Here is a 21,747-nt window from a genome sequence, read left to right on the forward strand (position 1 = left end):
CGCTACCGTCTCGCCACAGCGATCGCTGCTTTCAAAGGATGAGACTCATGACGGCATACGGAACGGAAATTTTCTCAATGAGCGATGTGAACAGACTCACTATCGAAGTCTCCATACTTCGATAGACCGTTTATGTTCTTTCCGCGAGACCTAATCGAAAGCCCTCCTGGTACCTTTAAATTAACAGTTAACGATAAATAAAGGACAGCTTCCCTGTCCTTTATTCTTTTTTATTCAGTTTTGCTTTCGCGCGATCGCAATACCTCGCCGACCACCGGGGCGGCGGTAAACGCATTTGGCCATCCCGCGTAGAACGCCGCCTGGGCGACTACTTCTCCGGCCTCTTCAGCCGAAAGCCCATTATCCATGGCTCTGTTCAGGTGGTAGCCAATCTGCGCGCTCTGTCCGGCGGCGATTAACGCGCTGACCGTCACCAGACTTCTGTCGCGGGGCGTAAGCGCGGGCCGTTGCCAGAGGTCGAGAAACAGCGGGTCGGCGGTAAATTTAACCAGGCCAGGCGAAATGGGGCCGACATTTTTTTCCACGGTCTCTGCACGCTGTTTCTCTACCTGTTCATTGAGTGGCAGCAGCGTTGGCGAGGCGGCGGGCAGGGCCTCTGCCGTGATGCCGCGGGCTGCAAAGATCGCTTTGGTCACGCTGACGGCTGACATTGCATTGGGCCAACCTGAGTAGAACGCCAGATGGGTAATGATCTCTGATACTTCCGCTGGCGTCACGCCGCTATCGAGAGCGACTTCAATATAGTGCTTCAGCTCGCCTGGCTGGTTGCGGGCAATCAGCATGGCCACAGTCACGATGCTGCGGTCGCGGGTGGACAGGGCGTCACGTTGCCAGAGGTCGTTGCTGATGGCCTCGCGGCCGAAGCGCGCCAGCGCCGGTGAGACCGCGTGAATATCAGCGTCCACAAGGGTGGAGGGGGGAATTTTCATCATAGCTTCATCTCTTTGTTCGTTGGCATAAGTAAAATCAGACAGCACAAGCGACAAGGCTGCCGCGGCAATCACGTTTTTCATGTTTTATTCTCCCTGCTGAACAGGACAGAGGGTTACCGCGTCCACACCTGAGGATGGTCTTTGGCTTGCGGCGTGTTTTGCGCCATCACGCCTGTGAGAACGTGCGGCTGGTAGGCCTCTTCCAGATAGCGGATCTCCTCAGAACTGAGCCGCAGGTTCACGGCGCTGACCGCACCGTCAACATGGTGCTTTTGCGTGGCGCCGACCACCGGGGCGGTGACTTTAGTCAGCAGCCAGGCCAGCGAGATTTCGGTCATGGAGACCTGATGCCGTTCGGCAAGTTCGGCGACGCGGGCAATAATGATCCGGTCCTGTTCTGCCGTGCCGTCGTATTTGCCCCGGGCATAATCATCTTCCACCGCTCGCCGCGTGTAGCCTTCTAAACGCGAGAGACGGCCGCTGGCCAGCGCGCTATAGGGGGTCATGGCGATATTATCTTCTGCGCACAGCCCGAAGAGTTCTCGTTCGTCTTCACGCATAATCAGGTTGTAATGGCTTTGCATGGAGACAAAGGGCGTCAGCCCTTCGCGTTCAGCAAGGGCGTTCGCCTTCGCCAGCTGCCAGGCATAGCAATTGGAAATGCCAATCGCGCGCACCTTGCCGGCGGTCACGGCGGTGTGCAGCGCCTCCAGCACGTCGATAACCGGGGTGTTGTGATCCCAGATGTGGTAGATGTAGAGGTCGATGTAGTCCATCCCGAGGTTTCGCAGGCTCTGGTCGAGCGAGCGGGCTATCGCCTCTTTTCCGCTGATCCCCTCGGCTATCTGGGCAGCGGTTCGTGGCAGAAACTTGGTGGCCAGCACCACCTCCTCGCGTTTTGCCATCTCCCGCAGCGCCCGGCCAACGTACCGCTCACTGGAGCCGTTCTGATAGGCGATAGCGGTATCGTAAAAATTGATGCCCTTTTCGAGGCCGTAGCGAATGATGTCCCGGCTTGCTGTTTCGTCCAGCGTCCAGCGATGCTGACCCGTCAACGGATCGCCAAACCCCATACATCCCATGCAGATGCGGGAGACCAGTAAGTCACTTTTACCGAGCCGGGTATACTGCATCGTTATTTTCTCCCTTTGGATTATTCCACCAGAGTTTTCAGCTGCGCGATCAGTCTGGCCGCGTGCTCCCGGGCACGCGCTTTTTGCTGGGCGATTTTGTCGGCATCCCGGTCGGCGTAGCTGATGCCGCAGGTATAAACTGGCGCCAGCAGCTCAAGATTGCACAGCCTGGCCGTGGTCTCGAAAGGAAGGAGGTACTCTTCAATGGCGTGGCCAAAGAAACCGTCAGTGGTGTAGAGCGCTTGCGGCGCCCCGGTGGTGAAAGAGAGAAGCAGTTTTTTACCGCCCAGTTTCGCCGTTGAGCCGTGAGCGAAGCCGTGAACAAAGACCTCGTCCAGCCATTGTTTCATTAACCCGGGCAGCCCATACCAGGAAAAAGGGAACTGCCAGACAATCACATCGGCCCTGAGCAGGCTTTCCTGCTCTGCGCTGATGTTGATGTTGCCGTGCGGATAGAGCCTGTCCAGACGGCGGATTTCCGCGTCGGGCAGGGCGGTCTCTACCTCGTCGAGGATGGTGGCGTTGGCGATGGAATGGTTGAGGTCCGGATGTCCGGAAACGATAAGGATATGAGGCGTTCCCATCGTTACTCCTGATGTTTAAATTCGGCTGAGAAGAGATTTTCCCAGCTAATAAACGAGCCGAGTGGAATACACTCGAAGGTTAATAAGCCCGCTTTTGCCAGCGGAAATTCGGCCATGACGTTATTCGCCTCTTCCACGGTGTCGCATTCGAGGAAAATAGCGACGCCGGGTCGGTCCTGACGGAAATAGATGTCGCGGATAAAGCCAGACTTATACAGTCCCCAGGCATGCAGGGCTTCCGCGGTAAGGTGCGGCGCATAGTGTTCCAGCGTCGCGCCGGGCGCAGGGATATCCAGACATAAAATTCGCATCGTTGTCTCCGGAAAGTCGTTATCAGCGGGAAGAGACAAAAGTATACGAGCCCCTGGTGGCGAAGATTAGGCGGTCATTGACTTAAGAATATTTAGCCTGTACTTAATAATCAGGCGAGGTTGGCTTAAGGAGATGCTATGAATAACGCGCTTTATAATCAGATACGCATTTTTCAGAGCATTGCGCGCGAAGGCACTATCTCGGCCGCCGCAAGGAAATTAGAAATCACACCGCCGTCGGTCAGCAATGCGCTCAAGCTGCTGGAAGAGCACATTGGTCATCCGCTTTTTGTGCGTACGACCCGGCGAATCGAGCTGACGGAAACCGGGCAACAGCTGCTGGAGCAGACTGCGGCGGCGGTGGAGGTTCTGGAAACATCGCTGGAGAGCCTCCGCGACCAGAATCAGGAACCCTCCGGAGCAGTGAGAATAACCCTCTCGCGCTTTGCCTACCTGCTTATTTTGAAACCGGCGATGGCGGCATTTTGTCAGCAATATCCGGGGATCCAGCTGGAAATATCGGTCTATGACGGTACCGTCAATATTATTGAAGAACGATTCGACCTGGGGATCCGCTTTGGCGATATTCTCGAAGGCGGAGTGGTCGCCCGCCCGTTAATGAAGCCGTTTCGGGAAGGGTTATATGCCTCCTCAGCCTATCTGGCCGAATATGGCGTGCCTGCGGTGCCCGCCGATCTTAACCATCACCGGTTGATTGGCTATCGCTTTATTACCAACAACCGCATCCTGCCGCTGATCCTCAATGACCACGGCGAGCAGCTCACCGTCGAGATGCCGGGGCAGTTAATCAGCAATGATATTGACGTCATGGCCGACGGTATCCGCCATGGACTGGGGATTGGCCGCTTGTTTGAACCCATCTGGCGGCTACAGCCCGATCGTGAACAGTTTCTACCGGTGATGGAGGACTACTGGAAAACCTATCCGCCGGTTTATCTCTATTACCCGAAAAACGCGGGCAGAACGAAAAGGGTGAAAGCCATGATTGATTTTCTGATAGCGCATACCGCGGAATAGAGGTTATTTGCGTGCGAAATGTCTGAAGGCACCGGCCCTGTCTTTCTCTCAGCCTTAATCCTATACTCCCTGCGGATAACGCGTTTTTATCGCGGTGCATTTTGCCGTGCAACGGCTCATCCCATCGTCAACGCGATGGACGGGGAATATCAATAAGGGAGAGGCAGCAATGGGCAGACGCTTCATGGTCTGTATGTTCGCGCTGGTGGCGTTTTCGGCCAGTGCAGCGCAGGGCGTTCACGGTGGCCATAACGGGCAGTCGGTAATAGCTGGCGCCGACGGCGGCAACGGTTCGAACGGCGGCGATAGCGATAATTCCTCGGGTCGGGCAGGGTGCCCGGGCGGCACCGATCCTGATAAGCACGGCCATTTTTACCTGCCCGGCACCCGCGAACCCTGCAATCCTGGCCCTCAGGATGCAGAGAAAGTCGGGTCTTCCCGCTAGCATTCAGCTCAGATCGTGCAGCGCTTTGTCTGATGGCGGGGAAAGCTGAATATCCTGAAACTCAACCGCCAGTCCCCCGCACTCCGGTGAGCAGCACATGACGCCCGCTTTCACCGGGCCTGGCGGAAAGTAGCCGAGCCGCAGCAGCGGCCAGCGCTCGCCGTCGGTCGAATACTGCAGCCTTAACGCATCGCCCTTGCGGGTCAGCCGCAGCCAGAAGGTGCGCGGGTCGCCGGGAAAAAGCCCGGTGGCCCAGTCGGAGTGGGTTAGCGTCAGTACGCTGCCGATGGCCGGGGCATCGTCATTGAATTCAATCCCCGCCTTCAGCCAGGTCTGCTCGTCCGCCATCATCATTAGTCCAGCCTGGTCGTAAAGCGTGGTGAAATCGGCACATATTTTTGCCTGCAGGGTAAAATCACCTTCCACCTCAGTAGCATAAAGATGCCCAGAGAAACGCTCGAAGCCATACCAGGTATGGCGCCAGAAGTCGGTATGCTTATCGGTGACCACCGTCAGGCCGTCAGTATCGCGGCGCCACTCGGCAGGTTCATTGATCCAGTGAAAGGACGGCTGCATTTTTCCTCCGGGATACGCTTATAACAGCGACTGCAGTACGGGTGACGCCATGCTGGCCTCAAAGGGAATAATCTCGGTACGGGCGAGACCCAACTGCTGGAAGGGATCCTGACTCAGACGCGATTCCAGCATTTCCTGGCTGGCGCATTTCGCCAGAATCACCCCGCCGGTGCGGGGAAGGCGGCGGCCGGAGGCGAGAAAGAGGCCGTCAGCATAGCCTTTTTTGAGCCATTCGACGTGGGCGGGAATGGCGTCGTCCACCTCTTCGAGCGGTTTTATATACGTTAAAACAACCACATAAATCGTACTCATCCTGAAAACCCTGTCAATCCGATGGGATAGCCAGCCTGACACATTTCGATGAGGGATAAAAGAAAGCGCGGCATTTTTCCGTGCTATTGCGCAAGGGAGGGCGTGTAGCCACTCAACGGGGGCTTATCGCAGGCGTGAAATAACACATATGTTTTTACGAATGTATATTGATCTTTATTGGTGGTTCCGTATGCTGTCCGTCACGCTTGAGGAGAAATCATGTCTTTATTGCCCCTGCAACTGTTCAAAAACCTCGCCGATGAAACCCGGCTGGGGATCGTATTGCTGCTCAAGGCGCGTGGAGAGCTGTGTGTTTGCGATCTCTGTACGGCGCTCGCCCAGTCCCAGCCCAAGATCTCCCGCCATCTGGCGATGCTGCGGGAAAGCGGGCTGCTGCTGGATCGTAAACAGGGTAAATGGGTCCATTACCGCCTCTCTCCGCAGATGCCGGCCTGGGCGGCGCAGGTGATTGAGCAGGCCTGGCTCAGTCAGCAGGACGATGTGCGGATGATGGTTTGCAGACTGGCTGACGGGGCGGGTTGTCAGTAAAAATTTTATCTAAACATATCTGTTTTTTCGAATGTGATTGACGGGGGTAATCATGTTGCTGGCAGGCGCGATTTTTGTCCTGACCCTGGTGCTGGTGATCTGGCAGCCGCGGGGTTTAGGGATCGGCTGGAGCGCGGCCTTTGGCGCGGCGCTGGCGCTGGCCACCGGTGGAGTACAACTAGCCGATATCCCGGTGGTGTGGCATATCGTCTGGAATGCGACCGCCACCTTTATCGCCGTTATCATTATCAGCCTGCTGCTTGATGAGTCTGGCTTTTTTGAATGGGCCGCGCTGCACGTTTCCCGCTGGGGAAGAGGGCGGGGTCGTCTGCTATTTACCTGGATTATCCTGCTCGGCGCCGCGGTGGCGGCGCTGTTTGCCAACGACGGCGCGGCGCTGATCCTCACCCCCATCGTGATTGCCATGCTGCGAGCGCTGGGATTCAGCAAGGGAACGATGCTGGCCTTTGTCATGGCCGCCGGATTTATTGCCGATACCGCCAGCCTGCCGCTGGTGGTGTCGAATCTGGTGAATATCGTTTCGGCAGATTTCTTTGCCATCGGCTTCAGGGAGTACGCTTCGGTGATGGTGCCGGTCGATCTCGCGGCGATCCTCACCACCCTGGCGATGCTGCACCTGTTCTTTCGCCGGGATATCCCGCCGGCCTGGGATATGGCGTTACTGAAAGCGCCGGTCACGGCGATAAAAGATCCGGCGACGTTCCGCACCGGCTGGGGCGTGCTGCTGCTGTTGCTGGTCGGCTTTTTCGTTCTTGACCCGCTGGGGATCCCGGTCAGCGCCATCGCGGCGCCGGGAGCGGGGATCCTGTTTGCTGTCGCGAAGCGCGGGCGGGTGATTAACACCGGCAAGGTGCTGCGCGGCGCCCCGTGGCAGATCGTGATCTTCTCGCTGGGAATGTATCTGGTGGTGTATGGCCTGCGAAACGCCGGGTTAACGGATTATCTGACCACGGTGCTGAACATGCTGGCGGAGCGCGGGCTTTGGGCCGCGACGCTGGGCACCGGTATCCTGTCGGCCTTCCTCTCTTCAATAATGAATAATATGCCCAGCGTACTGGTCGGCGCCCTGTCGATTGATGGCAGCGCGGCAACAGGGACGATCAAAGAGGCCATGATTTATGCCAACGTCATCGGCTGCGATCTGGGGCCCAAGATCACGCCAATTGGTAGCCTGGCCACGCTGCTCTGGCTGCATGTGCTGGCGCAGAAGCACATCACCATCGGTTGGGGGTATTATTTCCGCTGTGGCATTACCATGACCCTGCCGGTGCTGCTTGTGACGCTGGCCGCGCTGGCGCTGCGTCTCTCCTTCAACCAGCCATGAGAACGTACTATGAGCATCACCATTTACCATAACCCTGACTGCGGCACTTCGCGTAATACCCTGGCGCTGATCCGCAACAGCGGCGCTGAGCCCACCATTATCTATTATCTGGAGACGCCGCCATCGCGCGATGAGCTGCGCCAGCTGATCGCCGCGATGGCGATCCCGGTACGTTCCCTGCTACGGAAAAACGTTGAACCCTACGACGCGCTGGGGCTGGCGGAAGACCGGTTTACTGACGATCAGTTAATCGACTTTATGCTTCAGCATCCGATCCTGATTAACCGTCCGATCGTGACAACGCCGCGGGGCACCCGACTCTGCCGCCCGTCAGAGGTGGTGCTGGAGATCCTGACGGCGTCGCAAAAAGGCGCGTTCGTGAAGGAAGACGGTGAGCCAGTCATTGATGCTGCAGGGCAGCGTGTGAAATAACTCGCGAAAGGCGCCGGCTTTGACTCCCGGCTGCCTCACTTCCCCTCCCGTCATCCTCCGCGACAAACACCGTGGGCCAGGATAGTCCCTGATAGAGAAATATTGCCACTTAGCGTGGTTTCTACATCATTCCACCTGTTTTCCTTACTTTTTCTGTCGTTATCCTGGCAGCCGAACTGAGCCGCTATAGATCCTCGTCTTAGTGTTAACTTTCTGTTTTTTAATAAAAATAATCGGATTTTCTGCACTAATATAAAGTCAATGCTGTTTATCTTTTTATGAACGTTAAATCTGCAAAACTAGATGTTTGTCGACTTTTCATCTAAAAAGGGAAGGTAAGGGGCTGGACAAAACCATTGTGTGGTTATCAAATGGTTAAAAATGCTCGCGTTTGATGTTAATGCAAACAAATTATAAATCGTCAGCCTGCTTTATACGGTTAACTTGCGCTGCGGCGCACCTTACCTGGAGAATTTATGCATTCCTCTGTTAATAAAAATGAAAGCCGTACCTTTTTCGGCCATCCTTATCCGCTGGGCTCCCTGTTCTTCACTGAAATGTGGGAGCGCTTCTCGTTTTACGGGATCCGTCCCTTACTGATCCTGTTTATGGCGGCAACGGTGTACGACGGCGGGATGGGACTGGCGCGGGAGAACGCCTCGGCGATCGTCGGGATTTTTGCCGGCAGTATGTATCTGGCGGCTCTGCCGGGCGGCTGGCTGGCGGATAACTGGCTTGGCCAGCAGCGGGCCGTCTGGTACGGTTCTATCCTGATCGCCCTGGGGCACCTGTCGATCGCCCTGTCGGCATGGCTGGGCAACGACCTGTTCTTTATCGGTCTGATGTTTATCGTCCTGGGTTCCGGGTTGTTTAAAACCTGTATCTCAGTGATGGTCGGCACCCTGTATAAAAAAGGCGACGCGCGCCGCGACGGCGGTTTTTCGCTGTTCTACATGGGGATCAACATCGGCTCGTTTATCGCGCCCTTGATCTCCGGTTGGCTGATTAAATCGCATGGCTGGCACTGGGGCTTCGGTATCGGGGGGATCGGGATGCTGGTGGCGCTGGTCATTTTCCGCGTCTTTGCCGTGCCGTCAATGAAGCGCTATGACGCGGAGGTCGGCCTCGATTCCACCTGGAACAGCCCGGTGGCGAAAAAGAATGGCGTCGGAGCGTGGCTGCTGGCGCTGGCCCTGGGAGTGGCGGTGCTGGTCACGCTCATTAGCCTGGGCACGATCGTGATTAACCCGGTGGCGGTGGCCAGCGTGCTGGTCTATGTGATTGCCGCCTCCGTGGCGCTCTATTTCATCTGGCTGTTCGTCTTCGCTGGGCTGAACCGTAAAGAGCGGGCGCGCCTGCTGGTGTGCTTTATTTTGCTGGTCTCGGCGGCCTTTTTCTGGTCCGCGTTTGAACAGAAACCGACCTCCTTTAACCTGTTTGCTAACGACTACACCAACCGGATGATCGGCGACTTTGAGATCCCCGCGGTCTGGTTCCAGTCGATTAACGCCTTGTTTATCATTCTGCTCGCGCCGGTATTCAGCTGGGCGTGGCCTGCGCTGGCGCGTAAAAACGTGCGTCCGGGCAGTATGACCAAATTCGTGATTGGCATCCTGTGCGCAGCGGCGGGCTTTGGCCTGATGATGCTGGCGGCGCAGAACGTCCTGAGCAACGGCGGGGCCGGTGTGTCGCCGCTGTGGCTGGTGGGCAGCATCCTGATGCTGACCCTCGGTGAGCTGTGCCTGAGTCCGATTGGTCTGGCGACCATGACTTTGCTGGCGCCGGAGAGAATGCGCGGCCAGATGATGGGCCTGTGGTTCTGCGCCAGCGCGCTGGGTAACCTGGCGGCGGGCCTGATTGGCGGTCACGTGAAGGCCGATCAGCTGTCGCTGCTGCCGGACCTCTTCGCCCGCTGCTCCATCGCATTGCTGATCTGCGCCGCCGTGCTGGCCGTGCTGATTGTCCCGGTCCGCCGGATGCTGGAGAACAGTCGGTCCAGCGCCGGGCAAACATCCGTCAGCAACGCCTGACGCGATCCTCAGGCCGGCCCTACGGGGCCGGCTTATTTTTGTACGAAACCCGCCTCAGCAGAACAAAATCCCTTTTTCACAATGCGCGATGTCCCATAACGTGAGCGTGTTCTTTGAAATCACGTCACTTTCCGGTCCATAGTGTAGTCAGGTTTACTATGTGGTTAATATAAGGACACACCTATGCCAGCAGTCATTGATAAAGCATTGGATTTCATCGGTGGTATGAATACGTCTGAGCCAGTACCACAGTCTATGGATGAAAGTACCGCGAAGGGAATTCTCAAATATTTGAAAGAGCTGGGCGTGCCCGCCACCCCGGCCGACGTCGCTGAACGCGGGCAGCAGCAGGGCTGGAGCGCCGGGTTTACCGACAAAGTGGCGGATTGGGCTGAACGGATCGCCGCCGGCGAGCGGATGGTCATCAAGCATCCGGAATTCTTTTCCACCTATATGCAGGAGGAGCTGCGCGCCCTGGTGTAATCGCCGCGCAGCCACCCCGCCTCTTCTGTTAAATGCCTTCCCCATCCGGGAAGGCATTTTTGTTACTGCCCGCGATAGCCGCCGCCCAGGGCTTTGATCAGGGTAATGTCGGTGCTTAGCCGCTGGGACTCAATGTCCAGCAGCAACAGCTGCTGGGCGAGGACCGCCCGGCGAGCTTCTTCGGCGGCGTAGCGGCTGAGCAGGCCGCGCTGATAATGGGCGCGAGCGCTGTCGGTAGTGGTCTGCGCCGCGGTGACCTTTAGCTGCTGCAGCGCGCGCTGTTGGTTCAGATCGTTAAGCTGGCTGGAGCTGATGGCGACATCGCGCACCGCGTCCAGCACCGCCTGGTTGTACTGTTTGATCAGGATGTTGCTGGCGGTGCGCACCGACTGCAGATTAGCGTTCAGACGACCGCCGTCGAAGATTGGCAGATACAGCCCGGGCAGCAGGTTGATCTGCTGGAAAGAGGACTTAAACAGATCCCCGACGCTCAGGGCGTTATATCCCCAGAACGCTTTGATATCAAAATGAGGATAGAAGGCCGCTTTCGCCGCATCGACCTGGCTCAGGGAGGCAGTCACGTAGCCGCGCAGCGCCTGCAGGTCCGGGCGGCGGGCCAGCAGCTCGAAAGAGAGCGATGGCGGCAGCGTCTCCTGGAGCGCCGGCAGCGCCACCGGATGGATGGCCGGCATGCTCTGCGCATCGGCGCCGATCAGCGCCCGCAGGGTTTCACGATACTGGGTCAGCATCCCCTCGGCGCTAATGATCTGCTGGCGGGCGGCGAGCTGCTCAGCCCGGGCATTGGCCACATCCACACTGTCTTCCACGCCGCGTTGGGTCCGGTGTTCGTGGGCTGCCACCGAGAACTGGGCAATGCCCTCCAGCTCCTGCAGCAGCGCGATTTTCTGGAACGTCGCCTGCATGGCGAAATAGAGCTGCGCCACGCTGCTGGCGATGTCGAGCTCAATGCCGGCGGTTTCCGCCAGCCGGGCATTTTTCTCGCCAATGGCGGCGGCGACCCGGGCGCGATCGGCTCCCCAGAGATCGATATTCAGCTGCGCCCCGACGCCAACGGTATTCAGCGTATACCAGGGACCGTTCTTATCCACCGGCAGGGAGTACGAGTAGGGCCAGCTAAAGGATTTGTCGGTGATCCGCAGGCGGTTTTGCGCCGCGACGGCGGTGGCCTGCAGGCCCATCGCCGAGCGGGCGAGCTCCACCGTGGACTGCGACTGGGAGATACGCAGTCGGGCGGCCTGCATGGTCGGCGAGTTCTGCAGCGCCCGGTTGATCAACATGTTGAGCTGAGGATCATCATAGGCCTCCCACCAGCGGGCTGCCGGCCAGTCGCTGTTCGCCAGGTGGATCACCTGCGCCAGCTGGGCCTGCTGCGGATTGACGATGGCGACCTGGGAAGGCTCATCCTGGATCAGCGCGCAGCCGCTGAGCAGCGTCAGCGTCAGGGTAAAGAGAGTGCCGCGCAGGCGCGCGGGGAAAGGAAGCATCATCATGACGTTTTAGCCTGTTGCTCAGTCGCTATCGGTGTCGGGCCCCAGTCGGGCAGGGCGGCCAGCGCGGTAGCCAGCGCCGGGCCAAAGGGGTTGCGGAGATCGGCGGCCAGCGTCCCGTCAGGCGCTGCCGCCTCCTGTTCGATACGTTCGGCGTAGCGCCGCAGCTGTTCGGCGCAGCGGGCCAGCGTCGGGTCTCCCGGCGCGGCGTTGAGCCGGTAGCCTTCGCTGAGGCGGGCGATCTCCTCGGCCTGGGCGAGGGTGGCGCGCATCGGCCAGCCTTTCGCCTGGGGCCAGGGATGGGCCCAGGTGCCCAGCGGTTCAGCGCGAACCCGATGGAGCAGCGCTTCGCTGTCGGTGAAGGCGACAAACAGGGGAGCCAGCGGCACCGCCTCCTTCGGGGCGGCGAGACAGTCCGCCAGCCGGCGATAAAGCGCCGCAAGACAGGATTTCAGCTGCGGCGCTTCGCTGTCCGGCCAGAGATACAAATGGACAATGGAGGAGACCAGCACCCCGAGCAGGATGCCGAGCACCCGATCCCGCAGCTCGGTGAGGTTCGTCAGCGGGCCAAACCAGCTGAGGAAGGCCAGCGCAAAGGTGAAACCAATCTGGATCCCGGCGTAGGCGATACGCTCCGAGCCGGCGGCAATCCACGCCGCCAGCGCCAGCACCGGCAGGGACATCGCCAGCAGGCCCGACAGCGAATCGGTCCAGGGCTGAACAAAGACGATTAACAGCAGCGCCAGCAGGGTGGCGAGCAGCGCCCCGCCGATACGCAGCCATGTCTTTTGCATCGTGGCGCCCAGCCCGGGCTGGGCGACAATGACGCAGCTCAGCATAATGGTGTGCAGCCCTTGCCAGTCGGCAGCGGTATAGAAGACATAGCAGATTAGCGTCGCCAGCAGGGTCTTGAGCGCAAAATGGAGATAAGCCGGGTTGCGCCAGGCGTCCGGCGCCAGCAGGGGCGCCTTCTCCACCTCACCCTGCGGCAGGGCGACGGGCTCACCCTGCGCCAGCTGCTGCAGGAGGGTAGCCATCTCCTGCAGAACCGCGTGATTAATGCCACGACCGCTGAGCGCCAGGGGAGGAATGGCGCCGTCAAACTGTTCCTCGCTGAGGGCACTCTTCAGCTTCAGTACCGCCTGCGACAGCTGCTGGCGATCTTCGCTATCTGCCTCGTCTGCTTGCAGCAGCGCCGCCAGCTGATAGCAGCGCAGGGTGGCGGCCAGCCGCGAGCGCCAGGCCTGCGGTTCGGCGGCTATCTCCGGCGTGGCCCGGCTGGCCTGGGCGAACAGCGACTGCAGCTGGTTGAACTGCGCGGCGGTCTCGCCGAAGGTCGGTGGCGCTTCATCGCCAGGAGCCGTCAGCCGCCGGGCGACCTCGTGCAGCATCCCCGCCAGGCGCGCCTTAAACTGGTTGCCGGGAAAGGCCTGCTGAAAACAGGCGTTGACCAGCAAAGTGACGAGGATCGCGGTGTTAATCGCCACCCACAGCCAGAGCAGCAGCCGCACCAGGATCTCGCTCTGACTGGTCATTGACGGGAAGGTCTGAGCGTAAATCACCGCCAGCGCCACCACGAAAAAAGCCAGTCCCAGCTTACCCAGCACCCGCATCAGGTAGATGGCGCAGAAAAAGAGCGCCACGGAGGCCGCCAGGCGGATCAGCGGGTAGTCATAGGTCCACTTGATGATCAGCAGCACGCCGCCGAGCGCCACGGTGACGGTGACAAAAAAGACCACGCTGACCAGCTTGATCATCAACACGTTAGGCTGACTGACGTAGAACACGACGATCAGCGCAACGGCCAGGAAGGGGATCTGCAGGGTCATAAACAGGGTGATGAGCACCGCGCAGCTCAGCGTCAGGCGCAGTGTGTAGCTGGCGCGTCCCGGCGCGTCGCGCAGCTCCTGGCGTAAAAAATGGGCGAGAGGAAACATCGCGTCCCCCGGCTACGGCTGCAGCACGGCGCTGGCCGAGGCGCCCATGCGGAACAGCGCCGGATCGGGATCGCTGACGGCGATTTTCACCGGGAAGCGCTGCGAGACGTGAACCCAGTTAATGCTTTTTTGGATCAGCGGCAGCCCTTCGATGACGCTCCCGCCTTCGGGCAGGACCCCGGAGCCGACCGAATCGACCACCCCGTTAAAGGTCCGGTTGTGGTTGGTCATCACGGTGATCCGCGCCGCCACGCCGGGGCGCACGTTGTTCAGATCGGTCTCGCGGAAGTTAGCGATCACATACCAGCGGTCGTCATCCAGCAGGGTAAAGACCGGCTTCAGCGCCGAGGCGTACTGGCCGACGGTGGTTTTCAGCGCCACCACCACGCCGTTGAAGGGCGCACGCACTTCGGTAAATTCCAGATGCAGTTCGGCGAGGGCGATTTGCGCCAGGATCCCGGCGCGTTGCGCCACCATGGCATCCACGCCGGTCACGGCCGCCGAGGCCTGTCTGGCCTGCAGCAGCGTGGCCTCCAGCTCCGCCCGCGCCGCTTTCTCAGCGGTGCGCGCCTGATCGAGATCTTCCTGGGAGGCAAACCCCTGCGGCACCAGCGGCTCAAGGCGGGTGCGCGTGGAGGTGGTCTGCTTGACCAGCGCTCTGGCGCGCTCGACGGCGGCCGCCACCGACTGGGCGTTATACTCCTGCGCTTTGATGGTGCGCTGGGTCAGCATGATCTGCGCGTCGAGGGTCGTCAGCCGCGCTTTCGCGTCATCGAGCATCGCCTGATAGGGACGGGGGTCGATGCGGAACAGCAGATCGCCTTTTTTCACCCGCTGGTTATCGCGAATGGGCATCTCCACGATGCGTCCGCTGACCTCGGGCACCACATCGATGGTATCGGCATAGACATAGGCGTCATTGGTCTCCGGCGAGGTTTGCAACTGCCAGATAACCAGGATCAGCGCCAGGATAGCGGCAAGGACCAGCGCCAGCAGAGGCCACTTTTTGCGTAACAGGGGAGTGCGGGAAGTTGTCATAAGCGATCAGTGAACAAAAAACAGAAACCACAGCAGCGTGGCGAACAGGAACATCAGCGCGACATAGCTGAAGACCAGAGGAGAAAAGCGCGGCTGCCAGCCTTTACGGGTAATCAGGATATGGCAGGGGATCAGTAAAAACGCACCGCCCAATAAGCAGAAAAACCAGCCGGGGAACGCGGCGCCCAATACCGGGATCGCGGGCGAAAGTGAGCAGCCGGAAAGCGGCAAGACGAGCAGTAACCGCGCCGGGCGGGCGATGGTGGCAATATGATTCAATAGAGCATCCCTGAGTGATCATACCAGTGTGTGATGAGTGTAATCGCCTCGTTGCGGGAATGAAAGTCAACGGATCGCCGACTGCGGGATCCTTACCCGATGGGAAAGCATGATGTGAGGCGCCAATTCCCACGCTTACGCGTAGTCAGCCGCGACGTGTAGGACTATGCTTAGCCTGAAACATAAAAAAAGAACGAGGCAATGTCATGGATAAGGAATTACTGGAAGCGGGCTACCGGGCCTACACCGGAGAGAAAATCGACGTCTATTTTAATACGGCGATCTGTCAGCATTCGGGGAACTGCGTGCGCGGCAGCGCGAAGCTTTTTAACCTGAAGCGTAAACCGTGGATTATCCCGGATGAAGTGGATGTGGCGACGGTGGTAAAAGTGATCGATACCTGCCCGAGCGGCGCCCTGCACTATCGTCATAAATAAGCGAGGAGAAGATGGAAATACTGGAAGGGCACAACAAGTTTTATGTTAACGACGCGCAGGGAAACCAGGTGGCGGAAATTGTTTTTGTTCCCACCGGCGACCACCTCAGCATTATCGAACATACCGATGTTGATCCCAGCCTGAAAGGCCAGGGCGTGGGGAAACAGCTGGTGGCGAAGGTGGTGGAAAAAATGCGCCAGGAGCAGCGGAAGATCATCCCTCTCTGCCCGTTTGCCAAACATGAATTCGATAACACCCGCGAATACGACGATATTCGCGCCTGACGTACCGGCACCGGTGCCAACCGGTGCGCTTTTCTCGCGCCATCAACGATCCGCCGGATCGCGCTGATGGGAAAAGCGGCGGATCAGATCCGGGAGATGCTCGCGCCGCATCGGCGGTGAAAACAGATAGCCCTGGAAACGGTCAATACCCAGCGATTTTAACTGCGTAAACTTCGCCAGCGAATCCACCCCTTCCGCCACGCAGCGGCTGCCGCTCAACTGGCAGTAGTAGGCCAGGCTTTTTATCAGCGCAAGCGCCTTCTGATCGTGCTGAGCGTCGTTGACGATACTCATATCCAGTTTATAGGCATTGAAGTGCAGGCGACGCGCCGGAAAGATGACGCTCCCCTGAGAAAAGCAGTCGTCCAGCATCACCCGCACGCCAGCACGTTGCAGTTCCTCCACCTGGGCGGTGGAGCGGCTCTGACGGCGAAAATCGATGGTTTCAGCATATTCCAGCACCAGCCTTTCCACGCCCTCTGGCTGCCGGAGCTGCTGGCGAGCGGCTTCCACCATCCGCAGCAGGCTATCGCTGGCGGCGAGCTAGGAAGGAATATTGACCGAAAAATAGAAAGTACCCGGATGCTCATTAATATTCTGCACGGCCTCCTGCAGGACAAAGGCCGTGAGCAGCAGCCAGGCGTAGTCGGCGCGGAACTGCGGCAAAAAAGCCTGCGGATGGAGAACCTGGCCGCGGTGGCGCCAGCGGATCAGGATCTCCACCCCCTGTAGCTGTGAGCGACTATCGACGATAGGTTGAAAAACCGGGAAGACCTGGCGATCGTGGATCGCTTGTACCCATTCCTGTTCAAACGCCGACAGTGAGCTGGCGGATGAGCGCGGTAGCAGCGTACGCGGAAAGCGGGGGGCCAGATGCGGGTGATATTCCACCAGCTTTTTCACCCCGGCCAGCCGCTGGGTGTAGAGCGTTTTCTGGCTCAATCGGAGACGCCGGGCCTGCTCGCCTATCGTCTGCCCTTGCAGCAGGGCGAGGATCACTTTGAACTCGGCATGGCTCAATCCGGCGGCTCGTTTGTCGTGGAGCAGGGCGGCTTCACTGGCAAGCCGCTCAAGTCGCGGTGCGTTCTCCAGCCGATCGGCCAGCTCCGTGCAGGACAGATCGGCGGGGGCGGTATGGACGTTACGCAGACGATCCGGATGGCTCACCTGATAAAGCAGCGTTTGCCACAGCCAGATGGCCGGGCTGCGGCCCAGAATCAACATCGGTAACGGCTGCAAGGCCTGGTCGAGCAGCCTTGCCGCCTGGCGCAGCGTGGTGAGCATCCACAGGGGATCGTCAGGGAGAAACACCACGATCCGCTTCACGGCGGTCAGCTCCCGCAGGGACACGCCCTCGACCGGCAGCTCAACGGGCCGCTTCGCGGCGTTCACCATCAGCTGGCTCAACCCGCGGGCGGCCAGCGAGCAGGGTGAGAGGATATAGTCGGTCATCATTGATAGACAAAGGTGATGCCGATGATCGACTGCACGTTGCCGGCAGTGACCTGGCCTGTGGTCCGGGCATAGGTTGCCGTCAGACCGAGATTAACTGGCGAGGTACTGACGGTGCCCAGCGAGACCGTGCTGTTCGCCGGCACGGCGCTGCCGTTGCGGGTCAGCTGAACGCCTATCCCCTGCGCCGGCGAGGCGGAGGCGGTATTGGTGAAGATCGCGTTGGCGCTATCCGCGGTGGTGCCGGAGAGGTAATACCCCAGCTGCTGGCTTTGCGCGCAGTGCACGGTGAGCGGCACGGCCATCGATCCCGGGTAGTCGGGGAGGGTGACGGTGACATCGCGGGCGGAGACATCGCAGCCGCCGGTGGGGACCACCACGTCGTTGTTGGCGTAAATGTTCCAGATGAACTGGAAGGAGTCGCTATTATAGTTGTTGGTCTGATGCAGGATCAGCACCGCGATTAACGATCCTGCGGTGATCGCCACCCCACCGGCGGTGCTGACCGGCGTCAGATACAGGACGGTGGGCCAGGGCTTATCGGTCCGTGAATCGTAAACCACCCGCGCCGTTTCCGTGGTGGTCGGGAAGGGGTAAGAGGTGCCGTTATATTTCACGGTGCCGGAGAAACTCGACAGCACGCCGCCGTAGGCGGATCCGCGCTGCAGGGTGACGTAGTCAGTGATCGTTTCCGGATAGTCGTTATGGCAAAAAATCTGCGTGGAGAGGTCGACCACCAGGTTTTGCCCGACGTTAACCGCCGGTGTCAGATTTACGTAGACGTTGGCTGACCCGCCGCCGATGGGGATCGTCGCCCCGGTGGCCGTTTTGCAGGCAAAGGACCAGGCGTTCATCGACCAGCCCAACAGCAGCAGGGTGGTGAACAGGGGGATAATTTTTTTCATCATAATGCTCTCCTGGCTCAGGCGTAGGTATAGGTGACGTTAATCACCGCCTGAATGGTGCCTTGCGTGGCGCCGCCGTTGACGGACAGGGCTCTAACCTGCAGCGGGAAGCGAGCGGACTGGCTGGCCTCATCCACCTGTACCGACTGGCTGCTGCCATTGTTCAGCGTGGTGCCGTCCTCGCTCTGCAGTTCGAGCTGAATATTGCCCGCCGTTCCCTGGTTTTTGTAATAGCCGGTGCTGTCCGCCGTCCCGCTGAAGGTGGCCTTCACCCGTGAAGTACCCACGGGGCAGTTACTGAGATCCAGCGCCACGCTGTGCCAGGCCGATGCCGAGCCCGCGCCGATCAGGCTAAAGGTATAGAGATCGCCCAGCTCGACGGTGGCATTGACGGTGGAAACCGTGCAGGGTCTGGCCACCACCTTCCCGTTGACGGTGAGGGTGACGTCGGCCGCCCGCAGGGAAGCGCTCGCGGTTAACAGGCCGGCCAGCAGCCAGCCCACGTGGGTCCATTTCATTTCAGCCTCCGCTTACTGAAATTCCAGCGTGAATGTCGCTGTCGCATTGACATGCCCGGCGGTGACGGGCACCTGAGTGGCCATCAGACGGGCGTAAAAGTTGAGAATGTTGGTCTGGCCCGGCGTCAGCGTGGTCCAGGACATGGCTGACGACGGCGCATTGACCGGCAGCCGGGACTGCTGCTGATCGAGAATTTCCACCCCCATTCCCGCCGCCGCCGAGGCGCCGGCATCGAGTTTTAACAGGCTGGTGTTGACGCTGTCCGCCACGCCGGTGAAACCGACCTTCACCGCGGTGACGGAAGTGCCACAGGGCGACAGCACGATGCGGAACGGCACCGGCGGCGTCGTCGCCCCGACGGCATAAAACTGCTTCGCGGCGTTGTCCTGAAAATCGACGGTGAAATCCTTCGACTCGCCGGCCACTGCGCAGGCGTTGTCGCGCACATAGCCGCTGATGGTGATCGTGCTATCGGCAGCGAAGGCAAACGGCGTCACCAGGGTGAGCAGGGCGCCCAGCAGATACTGCAGTTTTTTCATCATGATCTCCTTAGCGGCACGCGGCCGACAGCTGGCTGAGCGCCTGCTGCTGACTCTCCGGCGGCAGACGATAATCGGCCACGCACTGAGCGTCCGGGCCATCGCCCCATTTCACTCGCACCTTGCCCGCCAGCGGCATCCCGCTCAGGTAGACCTGGCCGTTATCCGCGACGATGCTGCCGCTCTGGTTGCTGTCGCCGGTGGCGAGGGCGCCAAACGGCACCGGTTTGCCGCGATGGGTCAGCGTCATCAGGATCTTCATTCCCACCTGCGCGTTAAAGTTGGCGCGGACGATCGCCCCATGGGTCGGCACCACGCTGACCACTGCATCATCAAGGTCGACATTGTCTGCCAGGGTGTTGGTGTCCAGCGCGATCCGGTTTTCGCGATACTCGGTGGCATAGGGCAGGACGGCATACCCGCGCCAGTCGGTGCGTACCCCGGTCTGGTTTTCCACCTTCACGCCGCCGGCGCCGGGGGCTTTCACCAGCACCACGGTATCGTTCAACGGCTGGCTCAGGGTGATGCCGTTGGCGTGCGCCAGCACGCCGCCGCTGACCCCGTAGTAGAGCTGTTTAAAGCCGTCGCTGCGGCTGTAGCCGACGTTGGCGTTGCCGTAGCCGCCGCGGTAGTTGAGCGCCGTATAGCCTGTGCTCCCGCTGTCGCCGTTGCCGCCGCCGGCATAGCCGGTCTGCACGCTATAGCTGAGGTTGTTGTCTTCCAGCAGGGTGCCGTACAGGCCCGCCAGGTTAGTCATGCGGCCATTGAGATCGTGCGACAGGCTGTAGCTGGCGCTGGCGTGCCGCCAGACTGAGCGGCTATCGGAACGCAGCCAGTGGCTGAAGGGGATATTGACGTTGACCGCCAGCATCTGATCGCGCCCTTGCTGCCAGGCGTTTTTGGTCAGGCTGTAACTTAGCGACCAGTTGATATCGTCTACGGCGGCGATGAGGCCGGCCTGCAGCTGCTCATCGGCATCGTCGGTGCCCCAGTAGGTCTGGTGGCTGCCGCTGAGATAGAGGGTGGCGGTGCGCCCCAGCTGCTGGGTCACGCTCAGTTGCACCTTGCCGCGCTTGCTGTAAGCCAGATTGTAGTAGTCGGTAAATTTGGGTTTCACCTGGATAACGCCGTCCTGAGTTTCCACACTGTAGCCGCTCATCCGGCGGTAGGTGGTATCGGCAAAGTTATAGTAGCCGCGGGTGGAGTAGCGGTAGCCCACCAGCTGCAGGTTAGTCCCGGTCTCATCCAGGGATTTGTTATAGAGGAAACGCACCGACTGTCCCTGATGCTCGCTGTCGTCCGCCAGCGTGGCGTTGGCCTGGGTGATATCCAGCGACAGGGCGCCGAAATAGCCCATGTTTTTCCCCACCCCAAGGTTAAAGGCGCGATAGCGGTCCGCCAGCTGAGTGCCGCCGTACAGGGTCCAGCCGGCCGGCAGGCCATGCATGGCCGTGCTCTGGAAAAAATCGGGCGTTTCCTGTTGGCTGTTGCCGCTGCGGTACTCTCCGGCAGTGAGGGCGAAGCGGGTATGGCCTTCGCGCTGCAGCACCGGCACCGTTGACCAGGGCACGCTGAAGACCTGGCGGGAGCCATCCGCTTCTTTAATCGTGACCTGCAGATCGCCGCCATTGCCCGCGGCGTAGAGATCGTCGATGGTAAACGGCCCCGGCGGCACTGTGCTCTGGTAGATTTCATAGCCGTTTTGTTTGATTGACACCTGCGCCGTGCCGCGGGCGATCCCGTGGATCACCGGCGCGAAGCCTTTCTGGCTGTCCGGTAGCATATTGTCGTCCGAGGCCAGCTGGGCGCCGCGGAAGTTGATCCCGTCGAAGACATCGCCGTTGGTATAGCTGTCCCCGAGGGTCAGCCGCGAACGCAGAGGCGTGATGTCCCGCTCAAGCCAGCTGTTAACGTGCTGCCAGCGGTTTTCACTGGAGGAAGCGCTGCCGCTGCCGCTACTGTAGCTCCACGTGCTGTTATCGCGCAGACGCCAGGCGCCAACGTTCAGGCCGCTCTGCAGATTCAGATAGGCGTAACGGCTGCTGCCACCCGTGGTGTTATGGACGTTATTGCCCGTGAAGTTATAGTTAATCAGCCCGGCGGTGATACCGTTATCCCACAGCTCCGGCGGAATATAGCCGCGCGCGCGGGTGCCCATAAATGCCTGAGGCACGGTGAGATACAGACGCTGTTGGCCGACGTCGAAGCGCGTAGTGGCTTCGCTGATAAGCGTCGTTAGCGGCACGCAGGCTGCGCTGTCCAGCGTCGCCATGCCCGGCACCCGACCGGTATCCACGCCCATGCTCGCCAGCTGGCCGCGCGTCAGACAGGGCGACAAGCCATGGCCCTGCGCGTCGGCCTGGAAAGTGACGTCCCGGGTGGTCATAAAACCATTGTTGAGATAAATATCGACGCGATAGGTGCCTGGCGGCACCTCCTGGCCTTTTTCAAATCCCGACAGGTCAGCCACCGCCGCCGGATCGTCAGCTAAGAAGCGGGGGTTAAAATAGAGGTCCGCCCGCGCGGCAAACGGCTGTGAGCAGAGCCACAGCGTCAGCGCCGGCGTAATCAGGCGCCGGGCGCTTCGGCAACCCCAATGGTCCAGTCCATATTTTCGATGTGACATAATCCCTCCGGTCCGACGTTGCCCGGCTGTCA

23 protein-coding genes and 1 pseudogene are annotated in these 21,747 nt (G+C 59.8%); 9 read left to right on the top strand and 15 right to left on the bottom strand.

Going from position 1 to position 21,747, the window contains the following annotated elements; genetic code table 11:
• Nucleotides 1–230: 230 nt before the first annotated feature.
• From NKJ21_RS08480 to NKJ21_RS08495, 4 genes are read right to left on the bottom strand one after another with little or no spacing between them, the layout of a single operon-like run.
• Nucleotides 231–1,034, bottom strand: coding sequence for a carboxymuconolactone decarboxylase family protein (locus NKJ21_RS08480; RefSeq protein WP_094917347.1), 804 nt, complete (start codon nucleotides 1,032–1,034; stop codon nucleotides 231–233).
• Nucleotides 1,035–1,066: 32 nt separating this feature from the next.
• Nucleotides 1,067–2,086, bottom strand: coding sequence for an aldo/keto reductase (locus NKJ21_RS08485; RefSeq protein ID WP_008806403.1), 1,020 nt, complete (start codon nucleotides 2,084–2,086; stop codon nucleotides 1,067–1,069).
• Between the two features lie 20 nt (nucleotides 2,087–2,106).
• Nucleotides 2,107–2,670 (bottom strand): NAD(P)H-dependent oxidoreductase, encoded by a 564-nt coding sequence (locus NKJ21_RS08490; protein ID WP_022064931.1) that lies wholly within the window; start codon nucleotides 2,668–2,670, stop codon nucleotides 2,107–2,109.
• A 2-nt stretch (nucleotides 2,671–2,672) separates the two neighbouring features.
• Nucleotides 2,673–2,981 (bottom strand): superoxide dismutase, encoded by a 309-nt coding sequence (locus tag NKJ21_RS08495; RefSeq protein ID WP_004151785.1) that lies wholly within the window; start codon nucleotides 2,979–2,981, stop codon nucleotides 2,673–2,675.
• A 138-nt stretch (nucleotides 2,982–3,119) separates the two neighbouring features.
• On the opposite strand from NKJ21_RS08495, the gene NKJ21_RS08500 reads away from it, so the two are divergent.
• Together NKJ21_RS08500 and NKJ21_RS08505 are read left to right on the top strand one after the other, a co-directional pair.
• Nucleotides 3,120–4,019 (top strand): LysR family transcriptional regulator, encoded by a 900-nt coding sequence (locus NKJ21_RS08500; RefSeq protein ID WP_086631382.1) that lies wholly within the window; start codon nucleotides 3,120–3,122, stop codon nucleotides 4,017–4,019.
• 169 nt (nucleotides 4,020–4,188) lie between these two features.
• The gene (locus NKJ21_RS08505; RefSeq protein WP_008806400.1) at nucleotides 4,189–4,464 is read left to right on the top strand and encodes a hypothetical protein; all 276 of its coding nucleotides are present in this window, start codon (nucleotides 4,189–4,191) and stop codon (nucleotides 4,462–4,464) included.
• Nucleotides 4,465–4,467: 3 nt separating this feature from the next.
• Here NKJ21_RS08505 and NKJ21_RS08510 read toward each other — a convergent pair whose 3' ends face one another.
• Nucleotides 4,468–5,040 carry a DUF1349 domain-containing protein gene (locus NKJ21_RS08510; protein WP_254732836.1) on the bottom strand — a complete coding sequence of 191 codons (573 nt, stop codon included), beginning with the start codon at nucleotides 5,038–5,040 and terminating at the stop codon, nucleotides 4,468–4,470.
• An 18-nt stretch (nucleotides 5,041–5,058) separates the two neighbouring features.
• A complete protein-coding gene (locus tag NKJ21_RS08515; RefSeq protein ID WP_012967252.1) occupies nucleotides 5,059–5,352 on the bottom strand; it encodes a YciI family protein in 294 nt (97 codons plus the stop codon).
• 219 nt (nucleotides 5,353–5,571) lie between these two features.
• Here NKJ21_RS08515 and NKJ21_RS08520 point away from each other — a divergent pair, with 219 nt between their 5' ends.
• The 5 genes from NKJ21_RS08520 to NKJ21_RS08540 all read left to right on the top strand — a co-directional run bounded on the left by NKJ21_RS08520 (nucleotide 5,572) and on the right by NKJ21_RS08540 (nucleotide 10,191).
• Complete coding sequence (locus NKJ21_RS08520; protein WP_008806397.1) at nucleotides 5,572–5,901, top strand: metalloregulator ArsR/SmtB family transcription factor; 330 nt, start codon at nucleotides 5,572–5,574, stop codon at nucleotides 5,899–5,901.
• 52 nt (nucleotides 5,902–5,953) lie between these two features.
• A complete protein-coding gene (locus NKJ21_RS08525) occupies nucleotides 5,954–7,246 on the top strand; it encodes an arsenic transporter (protein ID WP_008806396.1) in 1,293 nt (430 codons plus the stop codon).
• Nucleotides 7,247–7,255: 9 nt separating this feature from the next.
• Nucleotides 7,256–7,678: a glutaredoxin-dependent arsenate reductase gene (arsC, locus tag NKJ21_RS08530; RefSeq protein WP_072125665.1), complete on the top strand. Its 423-nt coding sequence runs from the start codon at nucleotides 7,256–7,258 to the stop codon at nucleotides 7,676–7,678.
• A gap of 476 nt (nucleotides 7,679–8,154) precedes the next feature.
• On the top strand, nucleotides 8,155–9,708 hold the full coding sequence (locus NKJ21_RS08535; protein WP_008806394.1) for a peptide MFS transporter: 1,554 nt from the start codon (nucleotides 8,155–8,157) through the stop codon (nucleotides 9,706–9,708).
• Nucleotides 9,709–9,891: 183 nt separating this feature from the next.
• On the top strand, nucleotides 9,892–10,191 hold the full coding sequence (locus tag NKJ21_RS08540; protein ID WP_008806393.1) for a DUF1889 family protein: 300 nt from the start codon (nucleotides 9,892–9,894) through the stop codon (nucleotides 10,189–10,191).
• 62 nt (nucleotides 10,192–10,253) lie between these two features.
• Here NKJ21_RS08540 and NKJ21_RS08545 read toward each other — a convergent pair whose 3' ends face one another.
• The 4 genes from NKJ21_RS08545 to NKJ21_RS08560 are packed head-to-tail and all read right to left on the bottom strand — an operon-like array spanning nucleotide 10,254 to nucleotide 14,953.
• On the bottom strand, nucleotides 10,254–11,702 hold the full coding sequence (locus NKJ21_RS08545) for an MdtP family multidrug efflux transporter outer membrane subunit (protein ID WP_254732838.1): 1,449 nt from the start codon (nucleotides 11,700–11,702) through the stop codon (nucleotides 10,254–10,256).
• Nucleotides 11,699–13,636, bottom strand: coding sequence for a multidrug efflux transporter permease subunit MdtO (gene mdtO / locus NKJ21_RS08550; RefSeq protein ID WP_032736393.1), 1,938 nt, complete (start codon nucleotides 13,634–13,636; stop codon nucleotides 11,699–11,701). Before mdtO ends, NKJ21_RS08545 begins: the two co-directional genes overlap by 4 nt.
• A 12-nt stretch (nucleotides 13,637–13,648) precedes the next feature.
• Complete coding sequence (gene mdtN / locus NKJ21_RS08555) at nucleotides 13,649–14,674, bottom strand: multidrug transporter subunit MdtN (RefSeq protein WP_008806390.1); 1,026 nt, start codon at nucleotides 14,672–14,674, stop codon at nucleotides 13,649–13,651.
• 6 nt (nucleotides 14,675–14,680) lie between these two features.
• Nucleotides 14,681–14,953 carry a YtcA family lipoprotein gene (locus tag NKJ21_RS08560; protein WP_008806389.1) on the bottom strand — a complete coding sequence of 91 codons (273 nt, stop codon included), beginning with the start codon at nucleotides 14,951–14,953 and terminating at the stop codon, nucleotides 14,681–14,683.
• Between the two features lie 206 nt (nucleotides 14,954–15,159).
• On the opposite strand from NKJ21_RS08560, the gene yjdI reads away from it, so the two are divergent.
• Both yjdI and NKJ21_RS08570 read left to right on the top strand, forming a co-directional pair.
• Complete coding sequence (gene yjdI / locus NKJ21_RS08565; RefSeq protein WP_012540613.1) at nucleotides 15,160–15,390, top strand: 4Fe-4S mono-cluster protein YjdI; 231 nt, start codon at nucleotides 15,160–15,162, stop codon at nucleotides 15,388–15,390.
• Between the two features lie 11 nt (nucleotides 15,391–15,401).
• Nucleotides 15,402–15,674, top strand: coding sequence for a GNAT family N-acetyltransferase (locus NKJ21_RS08570; RefSeq protein WP_008806388.1), 273 nt, complete (start codon nucleotides 15,402–15,404; stop codon nucleotides 15,672–15,674).
• A gap of 42 nt (nucleotides 15,675–15,716) precedes the next feature.
• On the opposite strand, the pseudogene NKJ21_RS08575 reads toward NKJ21_RS08570, so the two are convergent.
• The 5 genes and pseudogenes from NKJ21_RS08575 to NKJ21_RS08595 form a co-directional block, all read right to left on the bottom strand.
• Nucleotides 15,717–17,129 (bottom strand): annotated as a pseudogene (locus tag NKJ21_RS08575) (cyclic diguanylate phosphodiesterase).
• The gene (locus NKJ21_RS08580) at nucleotides 17,126–18,031 is read right to left on the bottom strand and encodes a fimbrial protein (protein ID WP_012540615.1); all 906 of its coding nucleotides are present in this window, start codon (nucleotides 18,029–18,031) and stop codon (nucleotides 17,126–17,128) included. Before NKJ21_RS08580 ends, NKJ21_RS08575 begins: the two are co-directional and overlap by 4 nt.
• Before the next feature lie 17 nt (nucleotides 18,032–18,048).
• Nucleotides 18,049–18,534, bottom strand: coding sequence for a fimbrial protein (locus NKJ21_RS08585; RefSeq protein WP_074194464.1), 486 nt, complete (start codon nucleotides 18,532–18,534; stop codon nucleotides 18,049–18,051).
• Between the two features lie 27 nt (nucleotides 18,535–18,561).
• On the bottom strand, nucleotides 18,562–19,089 hold the full coding sequence (locus tag NKJ21_RS08590; RefSeq protein WP_040968854.1) for a fimbrial protein: 528 nt from the start codon (nucleotides 19,087–19,089) through the stop codon (nucleotides 18,562–18,564).
• A 10-nt stretch (nucleotides 19,090–19,099) separates the two neighbouring features.
• Nucleotides 19,100–21,715 (bottom strand): fimbrial biogenesis usher protein, encoded by a 2,616-nt coding sequence (locus NKJ21_RS08595; RefSeq protein WP_254732840.1) that lies wholly within the window; start codon nucleotides 21,713–21,715, stop codon nucleotides 19,100–19,102.
• Nucleotides 21,716–21,747 lie beyond the last annotated feature (32 nt).

The organism is Klebsiella sp. SWET4, assembly GCF_024296565.1.
In the GTDB taxonomy this organism is placed as follows: domain Bacteria; phylum Pseudomonadota; class Gammaproteobacteria; order Enterobacterales; family Enterobacteriaceae; genus Klebsiella; species Klebsiella variicola.

Bases quoted from the DNA above. Each gene is read 5' to 3' on its own strand.
- NKJ21_RS08480 (WP_094917347.1), bottom strand. From the start codon at position 1,034: ATGAAAAACGTGATTGCCGCGGCAGCCTTGTCGCTTGTGCTGTCTGAT.
- NKJ21_RS08485 (WP_008806403.1), bottom strand. From the start codon at position 2,086: ATGCAGTATACCCGGCTCGGTAAAAGTGACTTACTGGTCTCCCGCATC.
- NKJ21_RS08490 (WP_022064931.1), bottom strand. From the start codon at position 2,670: ATGGGAACGCCTCATATCCTTATCGTTTCCGGACATCCGGACCTCAAC.
- NKJ21_RS08495 (WP_004151785.1), bottom strand. From the start codon at position 2,981: ATGCGAATTTTATGTCTGGATATCCCTGCGCCCGGCGCGACGCTGGAA.
- NKJ21_RS08500 (WP_086631382.1), top strand. From the start codon at position 3,120: ATGAATAACGCGCTTTATAATCAGATACGCATTTTTCAGAGCATTGCG.
- NKJ21_RS08505 (WP_008806400.1), top strand. From the start codon at position 4,189: ATGGGCAGACGCTTCATGGTCTGTATGTTCGCGCTGGTGGCGTTTTCG.
- NKJ21_RS08510 (WP_254732836.1), bottom strand. From the start codon at position 5,040: ATGCAGCCGTCCTTTCACTGGATCAATGAACCTGCCGAGTGGCGCCGC.
- NKJ21_RS08515 (WP_012967252.1), bottom strand. From the start codon at position 5,352: ATGAGTACGATTTATGTGGTTGTTTTAACGTATATAAAACCGCTCGAA.
- NKJ21_RS08520 (WP_008806397.1), top strand. From the start codon at position 5,572: ATGTCTTTATTGCCCCTGCAACTGTTCAAAAACCTCGCCGATGAAACC.
- NKJ21_RS08525 (WP_008806396.1), top strand. From the start codon at position 5,954: ATGTTGCTGGCAGGCGCGATTTTTGTCCTGACCCTGGTGCTGGTGATC.
- arsC (WP_072125665.1), top strand. From the start codon at position 7,256: ATGAGCATCACCATTTACCATAACCCTGACTGCGGCACTTCGCGTAAT.
- NKJ21_RS08535 (WP_008806394.1), top strand. From the start codon at position 8,155: ATGCATTCCTCTGTTAATAAAAATGAAAGCCGTACCTTTTTCGGCCAT.
- NKJ21_RS08540 (WP_008806393.1), top strand. From the start codon at position 9,892: ATGCCAGCAGTCATTGATAAAGCATTGGATTTCATCGGTGGTATGAAT.
- NKJ21_RS08545 (WP_254732838.1), bottom strand. From the start codon at position 11,702: ATGATGATGCTTCCTTTCCCCGCGCGCCTGCGCGGCACTCTCTTTACC.
- mdtO (WP_032736393.1), bottom strand. From the start codon at position 13,636: ATGTTTCCTCTCGCCCATTTTTTACGCCAGGAGCTGCGCGACGCGCCG.
- mdtN (WP_008806390.1), bottom strand. From the start codon at position 14,674: ATGACAACTTCCCGCACTCCCCTGTTACGCAAAAAGTGGCCTCTGCTG.
- yjdI (WP_012540613.1), top strand. From the start codon at position 15,160: ATGGATAAGGAATTACTGGAAGCGGGCTACCGGGCCTACACCGGAGAG.
- NKJ21_RS08570 (WP_008806388.1), top strand. From the start codon at position 15,402: ATGGAAATACTGGAAGGGCACAACAAGTTTTATGTTAACGACGCGCAG.
- NKJ21_RS08580 (WP_012540615.1), bottom strand. From the start codon at position 18,031: ATGAAAAAAATTATCCCCCTGTTCACCACCCTGCTGCTGTTGGGCTGG.
- NKJ21_RS08590 (WP_040968854.1), bottom strand. From the start codon at position 19,089: ATGAAAAAACTGCAGTATCTGCTGGGCGCCCTGCTCACCCTGGTGACG.
- NKJ21_RS08595 (WP_254732840.1), bottom strand. From the start codon at position 21,715: ATGTCACATCGAAAATATGGACTGGACCATTGGGGTTGCCGAAGCGCC.